The sequence below is a fragment of the Bacillus ectoiniformans genome, from assembly GCF_016908875.1.
In the GTDB taxonomy this organism is placed as follows: domain Bacteria; phylum Bacillota; class Bacilli; order Bacillales; family Domibacillaceae; genus Bacillus_BX; species Bacillus_BX ectoiniformans.
This window is the reverse complement of sequence record NZ_JAFBES010000013.1, coordinates 56,626-74,828: the sequence shown is the minus strand read 5'-3', so window position 1 is coordinate 74,828 and position 18,203 is coordinate 56,626. Positions and strand designations below refer to the sequence as shown.

At 40.8% G+C, this 18,203-nt stretch carries 18 protein-coding genes; 6 read left to right on the top strand and 12 right to left on the bottom strand.

The window, feature by feature from the left end:
• Positions 1–13 precede the first annotated feature (13 nt).
• The 6 genes from pstC to JOC78_RS14675 form a co-directional block, all read right to left on the bottom strand.
• A complete protein-coding gene (gene pstC / locus JOC78_RS14700) occupies positions 14–937 on the bottom strand; it encodes a phosphate ABC transporter permease subunit PstC (protein ID WP_204557257.1) in 924 nt (307 codons plus the stop codon).
• A 100-nt stretch (positions 938–1,037) separates the two neighbouring features.
• Positions 1,038–2,000: a PstS family phosphate ABC transporter substrate-binding protein gene (locus tag JOC78_RS14695; protein ID WP_204557199.1), complete on the bottom strand. Its 963-nt coding sequence runs from the start codon at positions 1,998–2,000 to the stop codon at positions 1,038–1,040.
• Positions 2,001–2,201: 201 nt separating this feature from the next.
• Positions 2,202–4,352 carry a penicillin-binding transpeptidase domain-containing protein gene (locus JOC78_RS14690; RefSeq protein ID WP_239587200.1) on the bottom strand — a complete coding sequence of 717 codons (2,151 nt, stop codon included), beginning with the start codon at positions 4,350–4,352 and terminating at the stop codon, positions 2,202–2,204.
• 152 nt (positions 4,353–4,504) lie between these two features.
• A complete protein-coding gene (locus JOC78_RS14685) occupies positions 4,505–5,737 on the bottom strand; it encodes an MFS transporter (protein ID WP_204557197.1) in 1,233 nt (410 codons plus the stop codon).
• A gap of 99 nt (positions 5,738–5,836) precedes the next feature.
• Complete coding sequence (gene sodA, locus JOC78_RS14680) at positions 5,837–6,445, bottom strand: superoxide dismutase SodA (RefSeq protein ID WP_204557195.1); 609 nt, start codon at positions 6,443–6,445, stop codon at positions 5,837–5,839.
• Between the two features lie 225 nt (positions 6,446–6,670).
• On the bottom strand, positions 6,671–8,302 hold the full coding sequence (locus tag JOC78_RS14675) for a Na/Pi cotransporter family protein (RefSeq protein ID WP_204557193.1): 1,632 nt from the start codon (positions 8,300–8,302) through the stop codon (positions 6,671–6,673).
• Positions 8,303–8,536: 234 nt separating this feature from the next.
• Here JOC78_RS14675 and JOC78_RS14670 point away from each other — a divergent pair, with 234 nt between their 5' ends.
• The 3 genes from JOC78_RS14670 to ispG all read left to right on the top strand — a co-directional run bounded on the left by JOC78_RS14670 (position 8,537) and on the right by ispG (position 10,950).
• Entirely contained in the window at positions 8,537–9,322 is a 786-nt protein-coding gene (locus JOC78_RS14670; protein ID WP_204557190.1) for a DUF1189 domain-containing protein, read from the top strand.
• A gap of 82 nt (positions 9,323–9,404) precedes the next feature.
• Complete coding sequence (locus JOC78_RS14665) at positions 9,405–9,725, top strand: LysM peptidoglycan-binding domain-containing protein (protein ID WP_204557187.1); 321 nt, start codon at positions 9,405–9,407, stop codon at positions 9,723–9,725.
• A 121-nt stretch (positions 9,726–9,846) separates the two neighbouring features.
• Entirely contained in the window at positions 9,847–10,950 is a 1,104-nt protein-coding gene (ispG, locus tag JOC78_RS14660) for a flavodoxin-dependent (E)-4-hydroxy-3-methylbut-2-enyl-diphosphate synthase (protein WP_204557184.1), read from the top strand.
• Between the two features lie 63 nt (positions 10,951–11,013).
• Here ispG and JOC78_RS14655 read toward each other — a convergent pair whose 3' ends face one another.
• Complete coding sequence (locus JOC78_RS14655; protein WP_338023217.1) at positions 11,014–11,361, bottom strand: DUF4190 domain-containing protein; 348 nt, start codon at positions 11,359–11,361, stop codon at positions 11,014–11,016.
• A gap of 153 nt (positions 11,362–11,514) precedes the next feature.
• Between JOC78_RS14655 and JOC78_RS14650 the strand changes: the two genes are divergently transcribed.
• Positions 11,515–12,090, top strand: a complete 576-nt coding sequence (locus JOC78_RS14650; protein ID WP_204557182.1) for a hypothetical protein — start codon at positions 11,515–11,517, stop codon at positions 12,088–12,090.
• A 57-nt stretch (positions 12,091–12,147) separates the two neighbouring features.
• On the opposite strand, the gene JOC78_RS14645 is transcribed toward JOC78_RS14650, so the two are convergent.
• Genes JOC78_RS14645 through JOC78_RS14635 form a run of 3 tightly spaced genes read right to left on the bottom strand, consistent with a single transcriptional unit; the run spans position 12,148 to position 14,194 of the window.
• A complete protein-coding gene (locus JOC78_RS14645) occupies positions 12,148–12,552 on the bottom strand; it encodes a Fur family transcriptional regulator (protein ID WP_420829948.1) in 405 nt (134 codons plus the stop codon).
• A gap of 31 nt (positions 12,553–12,583) precedes the next feature.
• Positions 12,584–13,417, bottom strand: coding sequence for a metal ABC transporter permease (locus JOC78_RS14640; protein ID WP_204557170.1), 834 nt, complete (start codon positions 13,415–13,417; stop codon positions 12,584–12,586).
• A gap of 12 nt (positions 13,418–13,429) precedes the next feature.
• Positions 13,430–14,194, bottom strand: coding sequence for an ATP-binding cassette domain-containing protein (locus JOC78_RS14635; protein WP_204557167.1), 765 nt, complete (start codon positions 14,192–14,194; stop codon positions 13,430–13,432).
• 235 nt (positions 14,195–14,429) lie between these two features.
• On the opposite strand from JOC78_RS14635, the gene JOC78_RS14630 reads away from it, so the two are divergent.
• A complete protein-coding gene (locus JOC78_RS14630; RefSeq protein WP_204557165.1) occupies positions 14,430–15,329 on the top strand; it encodes a YitT family protein in 900 nt (299 codons plus the stop codon).
• A 203-nt stretch (positions 15,330–15,532) separates the two neighbouring features.
• Positions 15,533–15,787 carry a DUF2624 domain-containing protein gene (locus tag JOC78_RS14625; RefSeq protein ID WP_204557163.1) on the top strand — a complete coding sequence of 85 codons (255 nt, stop codon included), beginning with the start codon at positions 15,533–15,535 and terminating at the stop codon, positions 15,785–15,787.
• Between the two features lie 46 nt (positions 15,788–15,833).
• Here the strand turns inward: JOC78_RS14625 and JOC78_RS14620 are convergent, their stop codons facing one another.
• Positions 15,834–16,727, bottom strand: a complete 894-nt coding sequence (locus JOC78_RS14620; protein ID WP_204557162.1) for a deoxyribonuclease IV — start codon at positions 16,725–16,727, stop codon at positions 15,834–15,836.
• Between the two features lie 112 nt (positions 16,728–16,839).
• Positions 16,840–18,165, bottom strand: coding sequence for a DEAD/DEAH box helicase (locus tag JOC78_RS14615; RefSeq protein ID WP_204557161.1), 1,326 nt, complete (start codon positions 18,163–18,165; stop codon positions 16,840–16,842).
• Positions 18,166–18,203: the final 38 nt, after the last annotated feature.

Here is an 18,203-nt window from a genome sequence, read left to right as displayed (position 1 = left end):
TGTACGTTTTCCATTAATATTCCTCCCTAAAACGCTTGGAGATTCGCTGTGCTAGAATATTCATCACTAGTGTAAACAGGAATAAAGTGAATCCAACCGCATAAATACTGTAATAAATGGTTGTTCCGAACCCAGCATCTCCTGTGCTTACTTGGACAATATACGATGTCATTGTCTGCAAGGATGAAGTTAAGCTTAAGTCCGCTGATGGAGTAGATCCCGCTGCTATCGAAACAATCATTGTTTCCCCAATAGCTCGTGAAACAGCGAGAACAATTGATGCTAAAATTCCTGATAAAGCAGCAGGAACAGCTACTTTCCATGCAACTTCCCATTTCGTAGCTCCAAGTGCTAGTGCTCCTTGACGCACAGATTGAGGCACAGATGAAAGCGCGTCTTCTGACAGCGAAACAATCATCGGTGTAATCATAATTCCTACCACGATTCCTGGACTAATCGCATTAAACAGTTCAATCGAAGGGAAAATAGTTCTTAACTGCGGTGTGACAAAAGTTAAAGCGAAGAAACCATATACAATCGTCGGCACACCGGCTAGGACTTCCAATATAGGCTTCATTACTTTCCTTGTCGTTTCCGAAGCGTATTCACTTAAATAAATGGCTACGGCTAACCCGACCGGAATCGCACTTAATGAAGCGATAAACGTAACTTTTAACGTACCGACAACAAGCGGCAATATACCATAGCTAGCTGCACTTGCTGAGAATGGGTACCAGTTCGTTTCTGTGAAAAACTCTGTTAAAGATACAGTCTTAAAAAAAGTAAAAGTTTCGAAGACTAGTGTAAATACAATGCCTAATGTCGTAAGGACTGAGACAGCTGCCATTAAAAACAAAATGACAGGAATGATCTTTTCGCTTTTGTTTAAGAAGCCGCTATTATATTTTTTTTCAAGCAGTTCTTGAACAGGACTCATTTGTTCTCCAGCTGTTTTCAAAATGAAAACTCCTTTCAACCCCGAGGCAGGATGGAGAGCTTCACGCCCATCCACCCTGCTTAAATTTATTCTTTATCCGTTATTTCTTTAATGACTCAATTGCATCCAATGACTTTTTATACTCTTCTTCTGGCAGCTTCACGTAACCAACATCTTCAGCAAGCGCCCCTGCATTTTCAACTAAGAAGGTTGTGTAATCTTGCACAGCCTTATCTTCAGCCAGTGCTTTGTTCGCTACATACGTGTATAGAGGACGAGACAATGGAGCATACTCTCCGCTTTCAATTGTTTCGTTTGTCGGCTCAACTGCGCCTTTTCCGCCGTCAACAGGAACAACTTTTAATTTATCTTTATTTTCAAGGTAGTACGCATATCCAAAATAGCCAATCGCATTTTTGTCACCAGTTACACCTTGAACAAGTACGTTGTCATCTTCAGATAAAGTAGCTCCTTTATCAATTTGCTGATCTTCAAGAATGACTTCATTGAAATAATCATACGTACCTGAATCTGTTCCTGGAGAATATAATTTTATCTCTTCTTCTGGCCAGCCTTCACGAATGTCAGACCATTTCTTTGGCTTGCCGTTATCTACCCACATTTTTTGCAATTCTTCAATAGTTAACTTATCAACAAAATCATTTTCTTTATTAATCACGACTGAAAGACCATCGTATGCTAATGGAACTTCCGTAAAGTCAATTCCTTTTTCTTCAAGCTTTGCTTTTTCTTCATCTTTAATTGGACGAGAAGCATTACTCATTTGAGTTTCACCTGCGATGAATTTTTCAAATCCCCCGCCAGTTCCTGAAAATCCAACTGTCACTTTTACATCAGGCTGTTCCATCATATACTCTTCGGAAACAGCTTCCATAATTGGATAAACAGTAGAAGATCCATCGATTTTAATATTACCTTGCATTTGTTTGTCCGTTTCACTAGATTGTGCTGACTTTTCTCCACTCCCTGAATCTCCGCAAGCCCCTAATACAAGTGCGGATCCAATCATGGCTGATACGGCAAGAACTTTTACTGGCTTCATTCTTTTTTCCCCCTACAAAGTAATTATTTTTATTTGCTACAGTTAACAGAATAAAGCAGGACTATTAATCCGGTTTTAATGGGATGTTAAGGTTTTGTAAATGAAGCTCGTCCTCTTCTTGCTTTTCCTTTACATTTCTCCCTCTCACCTATTTAGGCGCACCAAAAAGGCACTCAGCTAGAGCAGCCTGAGTGCCTTTCCTCATTCTTTATCAGAAACTTCATCTTCTGTTTCTGCTGATTCAGCATCCCCATCCGGTTTTTTCACATCTTTTTCAACCGTTAGTTCATAGGACATATTTTCCATTCGTTCTTCTTTCAGTTCAAAATACTTATCAAGGATTCTGCGACCGATGATTTTGTTAATGTCTGTAGCGTTTCCACCCTGGTATGCCCACGGGACGACAACCGAAAAAGCGACTTCCGGATTGTCATGAGGCGCATAGCCAACTAACGTCAAATTCCACGTCATAGGCGGGATTCCGCCATTTTTGGTGTACTTTTCTCGGTCCGGCCCATCATATAATCCTTCCGCTGTTCCTGTTTTAGCGGCTGGTTTATAGGGTGCACTGGAAAGATATTTCGCCCCCGTCCCTTGTGAAGATTGGGCCACTTGGCGGAATCCTTCCTGCACGCGGTCAATCCATTCAGGCTTGGCGTCAATTCGATTTAACACTTCTGGACGGATTTCTTTAGCTACTGGACCAATTTTGTTCAATTCAGATACCGGCTCGCGGATTTCTTTCACAATATGCGTCTTCATCCGATATCCTCCATTAGCAATGGTAGAGACATATTGAGCCAGTTGCATCGGAGTGTATGTGTCAAACTGTCCGATGGAATAATCCAGCAGCAAGCCCGGTTCTCCGGCTGGAGTTCTTCCTTGATAGCCTGTCTGCTCATTCGGCAAGTCGATTCCTGTCGGCACGCCAAGACCAAATTGATTAAAGTGACGTCTCATAATACTGAAAGCCTCAGGATCAAGCTTCAACCCTTGATTAGGCCGGTATTTTCCTTTACCGATCTTAATCGCTGTTTTAAACATATACACGTTAGATGAACGCATCAGCGCATAGGTATCGTTAATACCAATGGCGCCACCGCGGTTAAACCATGAACTTTTAGGATTCGTGCCTCTAAAGCGAAGCGGTTCATCAACCATGACTTCACCCGGACGGTTCACTCCTGTCATATACCCCGTCATAATAGTGGCTCCTTTCACAGAAGACCCCATTGTGTAGGAAGTAGATATATTACCTAAAGCAAAGTCCTGCATTTCTGCTTTCCCTTTGGAAACAGTATACCTTTTACCAGCAAGCGCCAATACTTCCCCCGTGTTCGGGTCAAGCATCGTCACAAACGCTCTGTCTAAAAGCGGATGTCCCGGCTGACGTTTCGTTTTCAACAATTCTTCTTCAATAATCGCTTCCACAGCCAGCTGCAGATCCATATCTATCGTCAAAATTAAATCTTTGCCGCGCTGGCCTTCGCGAACGATTTCCGAATCAAGAATATTCCCTGCTTTGTCCGTGATATTCTTCATCTTTGTTTTTTGTCCGCGTAAAACTTCTTCATATTGATATTCAATGTAACTTTTACCGACACGATCATTTCGGCTGTAGTCTCTCGATAAATAAAAGTCAGCCATCTCTTTTGGCAAACCTTCGCGAGAAGAGGAAATATTGCCAAGCACGGTTCGGAGCGTTCCATCATAAGTGTAAGCTCGGTCCCAGTCAGTTGTCGTATTTACCCCTGGAAGTGTCGATAAATTCTCGCTGACAATCGCGTATTCTTCTTCGGTCACATTTTTATTTTTCACCACTTGAGGCGTCATAGAATAGCCAGAAGTGAACTCGCGGTAGATCGCTAATACTTCTAACTCTTCTTCACTTATCTCTTTTAAATTGTTTTCAGTGATTCGGTCCAGCTGCAATTGGTAAATTTCCTTATCGGAAATTTCTCCTTCTTCAAACTTGGCCCATTCTTTAGCTGATATTTTTCCCTTTGCTTTCTCTTCATTCCTCATAATCCAAAAATCTTTTTTATCCCGCTCTGTCACTTGTTCGGTTTCTTTAGAAATCAATTTAGCCAGCTTTTTAGCTGTGTCCATCATTTCTTTCTGATTGGCAGCTTTCGAACGAGTATAGGTAATCGAGTTTTGCGGCACATTATCCACGATGACTTGTCCGCCGCGGTCAAAGATTTTCCCCCTTGGGACGCTGGCATTTACCGTCACGTCTTCTGTACGTTCAATCTTTCGCTGATAGTCCTCTCCTTGAACAATTTGCACAATCCCCAACCTGAAAATTAATATGGAAAAAAGCAAAAAGACAACGAAAAACATCATGTTCATCCGAAAAGGGACATGTGTTTTTTTCTTTTTCTTTGTCTTTTTCACCGGACACGATCCTCTCTATTGTATATTTCTTTTTTAGTCTACCAACCATTTTAAACATATTTCGCATTTTTTTCTACATATACACACAAGAAAAAAGAGACTTCATTCTAATGAACCAAGTCTCTTACCGTATGAGTGTTCACTTTTCTAATACAGAAGTAAATAAGTGTATGTCCAGCGCCTAGAACCATCAATAAGATGGGTATGCTTGTTTTCTCGTCAAAGAAAGTGATAGCTGCAATAAATGACAGGATGGACACTAACCTCCCTGCATTCAGAAACACTTCCCTTATGACAATATACTCTACACGCATTTCAGCCGCTTTAAAGCTTTGGCCGATCACATCATACGTCATAGAAATATATGGGACAAGCAAAAAAGGATAGGCTACGGCTATAATGGCGCCGTAAATAAGAAGCTTAGAAAAGGTTAAATCGCTAATAATGAGAAAAAGCGAGAGAAACAACACAATCCCGCCTGCTAATATGACGGCTTTTCTATGCGGCTTTTTGACAAACTTCGTTGCGAGCGTGTAGCTGACAAAAGAAATGCCGGAGTAGACGAGACCGTACGTGCCCAAGGCCAGCTCGCTGCCTGTAGTGACAAAGACAAACACGGAAATAATAAATACAAAGACGCCTTCTCTCAGCCCTTGAAAAAAGTGCGCATTCGTAATTCTTTCCCAATCCGCATTCCGGCTTCGTTCTCTCCAGACAGAAACGAGCTGAAAATGTCCATCTGAAGGCCGCCTCTTTAAAAACAAGCTAAAAATGACCGCCGCTATAAAAAAGGCAAGAGAGAGACCAAACACAATAAAGTACCCGGTAAAGGAAGCAAATCGGCTGATGATAAATCCGGCTGCAATCGGACCAAACATACCCCCTGCAGAAAATAGCGTACCAAAAAAGCCGTTGAAGAAATCTCTTGTTTCCGGCTCGGTTATTTCAAATGTCAGCACATTATAAGCCAGCCAATAAAATCCGTAGCCTAACCCAAGCAAGGCTCCCAATAAAACAAGCCAGTTAGAGGCCTCGCTGCCGAAGTAAAGAACCGCTATATAAAATAGCGCCAATATGCTGACCCCTGCCCTCAATACAATCACTCGATCCACTTTTTTTGCACATTTGCCTGCGATAATGAAAGCAATCGGCTGAACCCCTGCTACGGTTAAGTTATAAATCGCAAGGTCGATAAACTCTCCGGTCTGTTTCCACAAATATATGTTCACAAACGTATTCGATAACGCTACGCTCAGAGAATACAATCCGCCAATTATAAGCAACAGCATCAAGTCTCTAGTCAAGTCCAAGTGACGGAACCATTTTTTTATAATTGTCATGTCGCACCCCCTTTGTACTCCTGATTAGCCTTTGGAGAAAGGGGGAAAGTTATGCACGAAAAAAGCAGACCGTATGTAAACGGCCTGCTTCAGCTTCAATTATTTAGCGTTGTTGTAGCGTTTTGTTACTTCATCCCAGTTGATTACATTCCAGAATGCGTTGATGTAATCAGGACGGCGGTTTTGGTAGTTCAAGTAGTAAGCATGCTCCCAAACATCAAGGCCTAGAACAGGCGTCTTGCCTTCCATTAATGGAGAGTCTTGGTTTGGTGTGCTTGTTACTTCAAGTTCGCCGTTGTTCACTACTAGCCAAGCCCAGCCAGAACCAAAGCGGCCAGCTGCAGCTGCTGCGAATTCTTCTTTAAACTTGTCTAAGCTTCCGAATTTGCTGTTGATCGCTTCAGCTAATTCACCAGTTGGCTCTCCGCCTCCGTTTGGAGATAGGATTTGCCAGAATAATGAGTGGTTCGCATGGCCGCCGCCGTTGTTGCGAACAGCAGTGCGAGCTGCTTCTGGAACTGCATCCAAGTTAGCGACTACTTCTTCAACAGACTTGCTTAACAGCTCGTCTTGTCCTTGCAGCGCATCGTTTAACTTTGTTACATATGTGTTGTGGTGCTTCGTGTGGTGGATATTCATTGTCTCCTTGTCGATATGCGGCTCCAATGCGTCATATGCGTAAGGTAATTCTGGTAATTCAAATGCCATAATAAATTCCTCCTTATGTAGTAAATGAATGTATTGTACTTTCATTATTTAGACTACCAAATTTACCCCTTTGTTTCAATTGAAATGACTTTTCATTCCCTCTTTAAATTTTGATCCGGTAGAAAACGGCTCGAATTATCAGACATTTCAACTCATCATAAGAAGTTAGCATCAAAAAAAAAACTCAAAAACGATGCATTTCTGCTCGCTTTTGAGTCTTTTCTATTATAAAGAATCTCTGATGCCAAGAACAGCTTCAGCAATATTGACAGCATGGTCACCCATACGCTCTAAATTGCTGATGATATCTACAAATACGATCCCAGCTTGTCCTGTGCAAAGTCCTTCGTTCAAACGCAAGATATGCTGCTTGCGAAGTTTTCTTTCCATTTTGTCGATTAAATCTTCTTTCTCAGCTACTTCACGTGCTAAATCTAAATTGTTTTCATCTAATGCTTTCACAGCTTTGCTGACCGTTTCTGTCGTTAATTTAAACATGACTTCAAGGTCTTGCATCGCATCGTCCGTAATTTTCACTTTATTGGCTTGCTGATAATCGACAAGCTCTAAAATATTTTCAAAGTGGTCTCCCACTCGCTCAATATCGCGAACCGTATCCATCAGCACAGAATGTCTTTCTGATTCAACAGCCGATAATGAAGCACCTGACAGCTGAACTAAATAATCTGTAATTTTTTTATCTAAATTATTTATCGCATCCTCAAGCTGATAAGCTGTATCTGAATGCTTTTGCAGTTTTGTTTTTAAGTAACAATGTGTTTCTTCCATCCCTTTTGTAGCAAAATTACCCATGCGAATGACTTCTTCTTTCGCTTGGCCAAGTGCAATGGATGGTGACTGCTCAATAAAGATAGGATCTAAATGTTTTGCTTTATATTCAATTAACGAATCCTCACCAGGAATTAACTTTGTAACAATAACCGCAAGCAATCCAACAAACGGAAGCTGAATCAATGTATTTGTTAAATTAAACGTACCGTGTGCAAAGGCAATCGTCATTTCTGGATTTAAATCTAGACTCGATTGGAAGAACAGAATCAGCTTTGTAAACAGCGGCAATAAGATCATAAAGATCGTCGTTCCGATTAAGTTAAACAAAACGTGGGTTGCTGCTGCTCTTCTCGCTGCCACTGATGCACCAATACTAGCCAATACCGCTGTGATTGTTGTTCCGATATTATCTCCAAACAACACAGGCAATGCACCGTTAATATCAATTAAACTCTCACTGAATAACCCTTGCAAAATTCCGATTGTCGCACTTGAACTTTGAACGATTACAGTAAATACAGTACCAATAACTACACCCAAAATAGGGTTGGAGCTCATATTGACCGTTAGTTCATGGAAAGATTCTAATGACCGCAGCGGCTTCATTCCGCCACTCATAAGTTCTAGTCCATAAAACAGGGCACCAAATCCAAAAAGAATCATCCCGTAATTATGAACTTTTTTATTCTTAAAGAAGAAGATCAAAATTGACCCTAAAGCGATAATCGGCAGCGCATATTCACCGATGTCAAATCCAATGATAAAGGCCGTTACAGTCGTACCGATGTTGGCACCCATAATAACACCAATTGCTTGTCTTAGCGTCATAAAGCCAGCACTTACAAGTCCGACCGTAATAACTGTTGTCCCTGAACTGGATTGGATCAGCACGGTTACGATAATACCAGCCAATACACCCATTAGAGGATTTGTGGTGAAGCGGTCTAAAATATCTCGCAAACGGTCGCCAGCAGATGCTTGCAAACCTTCACCCATTAATTTAATTCCATAAAGAAATATACCAAGGCCTCCAATGAATTGGAACAGCATTTCTTGGATATCCATTTTCTCACTCCTAATCAATTGAATTCGACAAAACTTGCAAACCCTCTACAATTATTAATAAAAACTCTGCCATAAGTAAATGATCTCAATGAAAAATTTACAATTGATTAACATAAGGGCGCTAATATTACATTTATGTTACAAAACAAATGGTTGGTTTTATCTTTTCTTGATCTTTTTTCCCATTTAATCTTACAATTGATAAGTTAGGGTTTTGAAAGGAGCATTTACAAAATGAATATATTTCAGCAATTGATCACCAGTTTATACTTACCCAAAAAAGTGGCTTTCTATCGTTTTCAAGGAATTGGAAAAACCATTCTCTATTTATTTTTTCTTCTATTTATAACTTCTTTGCCTTTTATTTATCATACTGGCCAATTAGCTGCAGGCGGACTAGCCTCTTTGAGAGAAGCCATTTCCAATGATCTTCCTCCCTTTTCCATTCAAAATGGCGAACTGATAGCTGAGCACCCAGAAACGCAAACCGTGCATAAAGATGAATTGGACATCCTATTTGATCCAAGCGGAACGATCACTGCAAGTGAAGTAAAGCCTGATACATTTGCTTTGCTGAAAAATGAAGCAGCCCTAGCCGTTAACGGTGAAATTCAGACATTTTCATACTCCTTCATCAGCAACGAAGATGTGAAAGATACAGAATTGCTTCGTTTTATAACTTCCGCTCAAGCGTACTTACTTATTATCTTTCCAGTTTTGTTTTTTATTTATTACTTATTTATATCAGCTGCTGGGTTTATTAAAGTCACGATCGTGGCGGTTTTCGGTTTGTTATTTAAAAATCTTTTAAACAGAAAACTGAACTACAGCCAAAGCTTCCGGCTAGGTGCTTATGCGATTACCCCTTCCGCTATACTTTTTACCCTATTGCAATTATTCGGCATCAGTATCCCACTTAGCTTTTTAGCCGACTGGATCATCACTCTCGGGTTTTTATATTTAGTCATCAAAGCGGTTCCTGCTCCTAAAAAGAAGCAGCCCTCTGCTCCTCTGCACTGATTTTTGTCAGTGCTTTTTTTATTTCATGATTAGTCATACTTATTAAAAACGCGCATATATTGCAGAATAAGGAGGGTAATCAATGAAAAATTTATTATTATTTTTAGCTGCTGTCATTGTACTAATGGGTATCTGGAATGACTTATCTGTGGGATCCCTGCCCTCTGCACAAACCGTGAATTTTCAGAAAGAAGTCCCGGCATGGGAATCTGATTCAGAAAAAGAATATCAGTCTGTTACTGTTAAAGCAGGCGACACCGTTTTATCAATAGCCGACAAACTGTCCGCATCAGATCAGCCAATAGACATCGCTAAAGTGGTGGATGACTTTAAACGCCTGAATAATGGACTAAACCCGGAAGATATTCAGTCAGGACAAGCCTATAAATTCCCTGTATATTAACAGGTCTTAACTTTAAATAGAATTAGCATCCCTTTTCTTGTCTTTTCTATACGACTACTGGTACAATTATTCATTGAAACAGATTTATTCATATCAGATTTAAAAAAGGGGCGAATCACCATTGAGTGAAATAATCCATCGTTCAAATACACGTCCGGTTAAAGTAGGCAATTTAACAATCGGCGGAAGCAACGAGCTAATAATCCAAAGTATGACGACAACAAAGACTCATGATGTTGAAGCAACGGTGAAAGAAATTCACCGATTAGAAGAAGCAGGATGCCAAGTGGTTCGTGTGGCTTGTCCAGATGAACGTGCGGCTGATGCGATCGCTGAGATTAAACGTCAAATCAGCATACCGCTTGTCGTTGATATTCATTTTGACTATAAATTAGCACTTAAAGCAATAGAAGGCGGCGCAGATAAGATCAGGATCAACCCTGGCAACATCGGCCGCAGAGAAAAAGTTGAAGCTGTTGTCAATGCGGCTAAAGCGAAAGGGATTCCGATTCGGATTGGCGTCAATGCCGGAAGCCTTGAAAAAAGAATCCTTGAAAAATATGGTTACCCTACTGCAGACGGCATGGTCGAAAGCGCGCTGCATCATATTAAAATTTTAGAAGACCTTGATTTCCATGACATTATCGTTTCCATGAAAGCTTCGGATGTGAACTTAGCGATTGAAGCGTACGAAAAAGCAGCTATGGCTTTTGATTATCCGCTTCACCTCGGAATTACAGAATCAGGTACCTTGTTTGCCGGTACTGTTAAGAGCGCCGCAGGTCTTGGAGCTATTTTAAGCAAAGGGATCGGCAACACTTTGCGCATTTCATTAAGTGCAGACCCCGTGGAAGAAGTAAAGGTAGCCAGAGAATTACTAAAGTCATTTGGCCTGTCTTCGAACGCAGCTACATTAATTTCCTGCCCGACATGCGGACGGATTGAAATTGACTTGATCAGCATTGCGAATGATGTGGAAGAATACATCCAAAAGATCAAAGCGCCAATTAAAGTAGCTGTTCTTGGCTGTGCCGTGAATGGGCCTGGGGAAGCCAGAGAAGCCGATATTGGCATTGCTGGAGCACGAGGAGAAGGCTTGCTGTTCCGCAAAGGGAAGATTGTCCGTAAAGTACCAGAAGAAATTATGGTCGAAGAACTTAAAAAAGAAATCGACATCATCGCGGAAGAATATTACCAAAAACAAGCTGAAGAAGCACAAATTTAAAAGCCTGGCTGCTGCCAGGCTTTTCTTATGCAATTCAATGTGCAACCACAGCTTCAGCTATTCTTAAAAGAACGGCAAGACAAATAGCCCCATGATGATGGAAACCGTACCAATTCCCACTGCCCAAGCGCCCAATCCTTCCGAACCCCGTCTTCTTGCCATGAATCCTAAAATGATTCCGGCTGCTCCAAACAGAACGGGAACGGTGAATAACGCAAGGATGGACAAAATTAAAGCCGCATATCCAATCCCTCGGCCGCCCTCAGTGACTTCTTCTCTATGAGGCTCTGGTCTTTCGCGCTCCACAGGAATCGGAGCGGCGAGCTCTGATGCAGACTCTTCCATGTAAGGTCTTGTATCCATATCATTTGCATGACGAAGAGCTTCTTTATGTTCCGTGTGATCCTTCACTCTTTATCCCCCGCTTTCCATAATTGAAGAGCGTTCTTAGTGTTTGCAGATAAGAAAAAGAATATACAGAACTCGATTTCACCGTGGAGCTAACCATCATCGACAATTTTATGTTACACTTTGAACATGATTCGACAATAAGGAGCCATTGATATGAAAGAAAAACGCTTTGGAATAGACATTGACGGCACAGTTACCTGCCCAACCAGCTTGATTCCCTTTATTAATGAGGATTTTTCACTAAACATAACACTTGATGATATTAAACAATATGATTTATCTAAAGCATTAAATATTTCACCGGAGCGTTTTCGTGATTGGTTCAACGAAAGAGAACCAGTGATCTACTCCTGTTCTCCGCTCGCTAACGGAGCTGAACTAGTATTAAATAAATGGAAAAAACAATTCCAGCTATATTTTATCAGTGCCAGACGCAGCCATTTATTTGAAGTCACGGAACAATGGTTTCACGAAAAAGATATTTGGTACGATCATATTGAACTGATTGGTTCACATGATAAATTAAAGGCAGCGAAAGCACATAATGTGGACATTTTCTTTGAAGACAAACATGATAATGCTGTGATGATTCATGAAGAAATTAATATTCCCGTTCTGCTATTTAATACCCCTTATAACCAAGACCCGATTCCTGAAGGAGTCATTCGAGTCAATAATTGGAAAGAAGCTGAGCGATGGGTGGAAAATTGGGATAGAGAAAACAAATAAAGCAAAAAGAAGAAGCATCTTTCGAGATGCTTCTTCTTTTTGCTTTTTGCCCTATTTCTACTTACTTGTTAATTCGCTGCACTCAGGGCAAGCACCGTAAATTTCGAATTTATGGCCAGATATTTCATAGCCCGGAAGCTGTTCAATTCGATCCATCGGACACATGTGTATTTCACGCGTTTTGCCGCATTCAAGACAAATAAAGTGATGGTGGTGCTCCGTATGTGAACAGGTAAATCGAAAATGACGTTCACCAGATAATTCTGTCTCCTCAAAAATACCCAGGCTTACAAACAGTGCCAAATTCCGATATATTGTATCAAAGCTAAGCCCTGGATAACTCGATTTCATATGCTCTAGGACATCCTTGGCCGTTAAATATTTGTCATGCTTCGCAAATAATGCCAGCATATCCTCCCGCTTGCCTGTATGCTTATAGCCTTTTTGCTTTAATAAGTCCATGGCTTGAGTTAAGTTCAATGTCTTCACCCCGCTAACGTTTACCGACTCTTTTAATAGAAATAACCGCTAATAAAATTATAATCGAAGAAACGACAATTGTCCCCCCTGGAGCCAAATCTAAATAAAAGGCGCTGAATAAACCGGCAATCACTGCTATTTCTCCAAACAGTACAGAAAAGAAAATGGTCTGTTTAAACCCTTTCGCTAATCTCATGCTTGCCGCCACAGGCAAAGTCATCAGTGCCGATACTAATAATACGCCAATAATCCGCATAGACGCGGCAATGACTAGCGCGACCAGTACGATAAAAATAAAGTGAATCGTTTTGGCAGGCAGACCCGACGCTTTCGCATGATCTTCATCAAAGGACAGCAAAAATAATTCCTTATAAAGCAAAATGACTGTCGCAATGACGATAATACTGATCGCGCTGATCGCCATTAAATCTGCTCGGCTGACTGCGCTCACACTCCCAAATAAATAACTGAATAAGTCCGTATTAAAACCATCCGCTAATGAAATGAAAATAACACTAATGCCTATTCCGCCTGAAAGGATAATTGGAATAGCCAGCTCCTGGTAATGCTTATAAACCATCCGCAGCCTTTCAATAAAGATGGATCCGCCAACAGAAAACACCATTCCTGTATATAACGGATTCACCCAGGACATAAAAGCAAAGGTCTGACTGAAATACAGCCCTGCAGCGATTCCAGCCAACGTTACATGGCTTAGCGCATCCGCAATCAGTGACAGCCGCCTGACAACAATAAACGCTCCAAGCAAAGGAGCAATAACTCCGATAATAATGCCCGTTAAAAAGGCATTCTGTAAAAATTCATATTGAAAAATCGCTTCAATCATCTCTCTGCCCTCCTAATGATCATGATTATGATCCAGCAGATGAATTCCATGTCCATACAATTGGGAAATATCCTGCTCATCCAGTCTTTCAAATTGCTGCATGCTTCCATGAAAATGCAAAAACTTATTCAAACAGGCGACATGTGTCACTTTGTCGCTGACAATCCCAATATCATGAGTCACCAGCAGTAACGTAATGCCCATATCTTTGTTTAAAAAGGCGAGCATATCATAAAAAGATTTCACATTTTTACTATCAATACCGACAGTCGGTTCATCGAGAATTAACAGTTCAGGTTTAGACACAATCGCCCGTGCAATAAATACTCGCTGCTGCTGGCCGCCCGATAGTTCTCCGATATTACGCTGAAGAAAATCTTCCATGCCTACCGCGGCAATGGCTTTTTTGATTTCCTCTTTCTCTTTCGTGCCCACATATTTAAACAGGCCAATTTTTTTAGTCAATCCGCTGGCCACCACTTCATATACTGTAGCAGGAAAACCGGTATTAAATGAATTAGCCTTTTGAGATACATAGCCAATCTGATCCCATTCTTTAAACTTTTCCTGCGGCTGGCCAAATAACTGTATTTCGCCCTCCTTCACCTTAAGCAATCCCAATATAAGTTTTAAAAGAGTGGATTTGCCTGATCCGTTGGGACCGACTAAACCTAAAAATGCCCCTTTAGGGACAGTTAATTGAATATTCTCCAGCACATTATTTCGGTCATAACGGTAGGATAAATTCTTGATATTAATGACAGGTGTTTGAGCCACGTAAATGTCTCCTTTAAGAATTGTTACGATTTAAGAACATTAGAAGTATACATGAACTACTATTAAAAGTAAACCAAGAAGCGATCTAGTCTAATACAAAAATTGAACAATTGATAAAGCCTTATGAGCCGGCCATTTATGACATATCATTATTTGATAACGATCATGTATGGTAAAATAAAAAGTGTCACTGCAAATACTGCAAATGCAATACAGTTTAGAAAGGCGGAATGTCATGGACCAGAAAATGCTGCAGCAGCAAATTAATGAACATATTCAGCATAGAGGGCTGACGAAATTAAAAATTGCTAAACGGACAGCTTTCATTGTGCTCGGTGCCATTCTCATGGCCATTGGAATTGAAGTGTTTCTTGTTCCTAATCTAATTATGGATGGAGGAATTGTAGGAATCTCCATTATCCTCTCACATTTATCAGGAATCAAATTAGGACTTTTTCTTTTCTTCCTCAATATTCCTTTCTTCTTTATTGGGTATAAACAAATCGGTAAAACATTTGCCATATCCACCTTATTCGGTATAGCGGTTTTATCGTTATCCACTACATACTTGCACCATGTGCCCGCTTTTACTGATGACATGCTTTTAGCTTCTGTCTTTGGGGGAATTGTCCTCGGCGTAGGAGTAGGCCTCGTGATCCGTTACGGCGGATCATTAGACGGGACGGAAATTCTGGCTATTTTATTGAATAAGCGCGTACCGTTCTCGGTCGGAGAATTAATTATGTTTTTCAATATCTTTATTTTCAGCTGGGGCGGTTTTGTCTTCGGATGGGACCGGGCGATGTATTCTATTCTCGCCTACTTCATTACGTTTAAAACGATCGATATTGTTATTGAAGGTTTAGATCAGTCTAAATCCGCCTGGATCATCAGTGATCAGCACAAAGATATTGGCGAAGCTGTTCTTGCCCGGTTAGGCCGTGGAGTGACTTACTTAAAAGGTGAAGGAGCTTATACAGGCGACGATAAAAAAGTGATCTTTTGCGTAATTACAAGGCTTGAAGAAGCCAAACTGAAATTAATCGTAGAAGAAATCGATCCTAGCGCCTTTTTAGCAGTCGCTGATATTGCTGAAGTCCGCGGCGGCCGCTTTAAAAAGCGTGACATCCATTAACTAAAAAAGAACTCTTTTTACAGCAAACTGCCGGCATGGCCGGCAGTTTTTTTATACTGAAGCATTGATTAAAGTGCGAGCCAAGTACAAATTTCTACTCGTCCATGTCTCTGCTAAAAATTCCCCTTTTTCACTGAACTTTTACTCACGTCCTCCCTTCTTCTTTCATAGGTTAGAAAGACGAGATAAAGGAGTGACGGTGCATGAAACTTATTCAGCATATGATTAATCAAAAAGCTCAAGCAATCACAGGCAAAGAGCTGTTAAAGTATGCAAAACAGCTGAATATCCCTCTTAGTGAAGACGAGGCTGAAAAAGTAGCAGCCTGTGTCCGCAAGCGAAGAGTAGACTTATTTAATGAGAAAGAAAGAGCTCAGCTGCTTCGTGAAATCGCTAAAGCCACAAGCCCGCAAACAGCCCGGCAGATCAATCGGGTATTTTCTATGTTCGTAAACTGAAGCCTGCACAAAAACAGCCGCATACATTTCCATGCGGCTGTTTTCATCATTGAGCCATAATTTTTTCAAGGACGGCCGGATCGAACGTTTTCGCTTTCAGCATGTCAATTTCATGCTTATAAGGAGGTTTGCTCGTTTTTTTATCTTCTCCGACGTACGGTGTTTCTAAAATTTTCGGCACATCCATTAACTGCGGGTGATGAACAATATAATTCAACGCATCAAACCCAATGTGGCCAAACCCGATATTTTCATGGCGGTCTTTACGGGCGCCGCATTCATTTTTACTGTCATTAATATGCAGAACTTTAAGATTTTCAATGCCTATAAAGTGATCGAACTGCTCCAGTACCCCATCGAAATCCGTTTTGATATTATAACCGGCATCATGAGTATGACAAGTGTCAAAGCAGACAGACAATTTTTCATTTAAATGCACGCCATCAAAAATCATCGCCAGCTCTTCGAAATTACGTCCGCATTCTGAACCTTTGCCTGCCATCGTTTCTAAAGCAATTTGCACAGGTTGATCTTTGGTTAATACTTCATTCAACCCTTCAATAATTTTTTTGATTCCAGCTTCTGTTCCCTCTCCCACATGGGCACCCGGATGCAAGACAATTTGTTTCGCGCCAAGAGCTTCTGTCCGCTCAATTTCCGTTCTCAAAAAGTTCACTCCGAGTTCAAATGTGTCTGGGTTTTTTGAGTTCCCGATATTGATAATGTATGGTGCATGCACGACCATATCTGCTAAACCATGTTCTTTCATATGTAAATGGCCCTTTTCAATATTCAGGTCTTCAATCTTTTTTCTGCGCGTGTTTTGCGGCGCGCCTGTATACACCATAAATGTAGTTGCGCCGTAGGAAGCAGCTTCTTCACTTGCTCCTAGCAGCATTTTCTTGCCGCTCATTGACACGTGAGATCCGATCTTTAACATGTTTACCTCTCCTTTACAAAAATTGCTTAATGCCCTGGTCAAAATAAAGTGCATTTGCCGTTCATTTCTATTTAAAAAGGCCCGCTAAAAGCGAGCCGTCACCCTGCACCAGTTATTTCTTTTTTGTATTATTTCGCTTAGATTCTAACCGGCGTTCACGCTTTTTATATGACACAATTTCTCTTTGCATTTTCTTCTTATAACCTGGCTTTACCTTTTTAGGTTTGCGAACGATCGAACTTGCTTTCTTATCGATTTCGTCTACACCTTTTTCGCGCTTTTTACGTTGGTTGCGGTCATTTAACTCTACCCACTCACCCGCACGCAAATCGGCATGGCTGAACGAAATGCCTAATTTTTCAAGACGGGCAATCGCATCTTCATCACTTGGCATGTAAATCGTTGAACAAATGCCTGAGAAACCGGCACGAGCTGTTCTTCCCGCTCGGTGAACATAGAAATCAAGATCTCTTGGCAGTTCGTAATTGATGACATGGCTAATTCCTTCAATGTCAATTCCTCTAGCTGCTAAATCTGTTGCTACAATATATTGAAACTCAAGATCATGAATTTGCTTCATTACTCGCTTACGGTCACGCGGAGTAAGGTCACCATGAATCCGGCCAACTTTTAATCCTTTTTCTAATAAAGCATTCGCTACTTCGTCAGCTTTTTGCTTCGTATTAGTGAATACAACAGCCAAGTAAGGATTATAAGCCTTCAGCATATCATGCAAAAGATCAATTTTCTCCCGGCTCTTTTTTGGAACTAGAACATGCTTAATGTTTTCAGCTGAAAGATGCTTTGGCTGTACATGCACATATTCTGGATTCTCCATGTATTTTTTAAGAAACGGCTTTAATTTCTGTGGAATAGTCGCTGAGAATACAAGCATTTGCAGCTTCTCAGGCATTCTTCCGGCAATTTGATCGACATCAACGATAAATCCCATATCAAGCATTAGATCTGCTTCATCAATGACAAGGAAATTAGCTTTATGAACAAATAATGCTTGTTCTTTTACTAAGTCGTTAATTCGGCCCGGGGTTCCCACAATAATATGCGGCTGGGTTTTTAATCTGTCGATATCACGCTGTTTATCTGTACCGCCCATGTAGCAGCGGGCTGTAATTTCTTCTTCTGAAAACTTCGTCAGTTTTAAAATTTCCTGGTAGATTTGATTAGCCAGTTCTCGTGTAGGGGCAGTAATAACAGCTTGAACGTCATGCTGAGCTGGATTAATTTTATCTAAAATCGGCAAAAGGTAGGAATGAGTTTTTCCTGTTCCTGTTTGGGATTGGCCAATCGCACTTTCGCCTTTAATGATTAATGGCATCATGCGTTCTTGAATTTCTGTCGGCTGTTTAAAACCTAAATCGGCAATTCCTTTATTGAGAAATGGCTGAAAACCATAACTTTCAAATGTTTTTTTTGTCAATAGTGACACTCCTTTGTGCTAAATAAGCCTTTTACTCC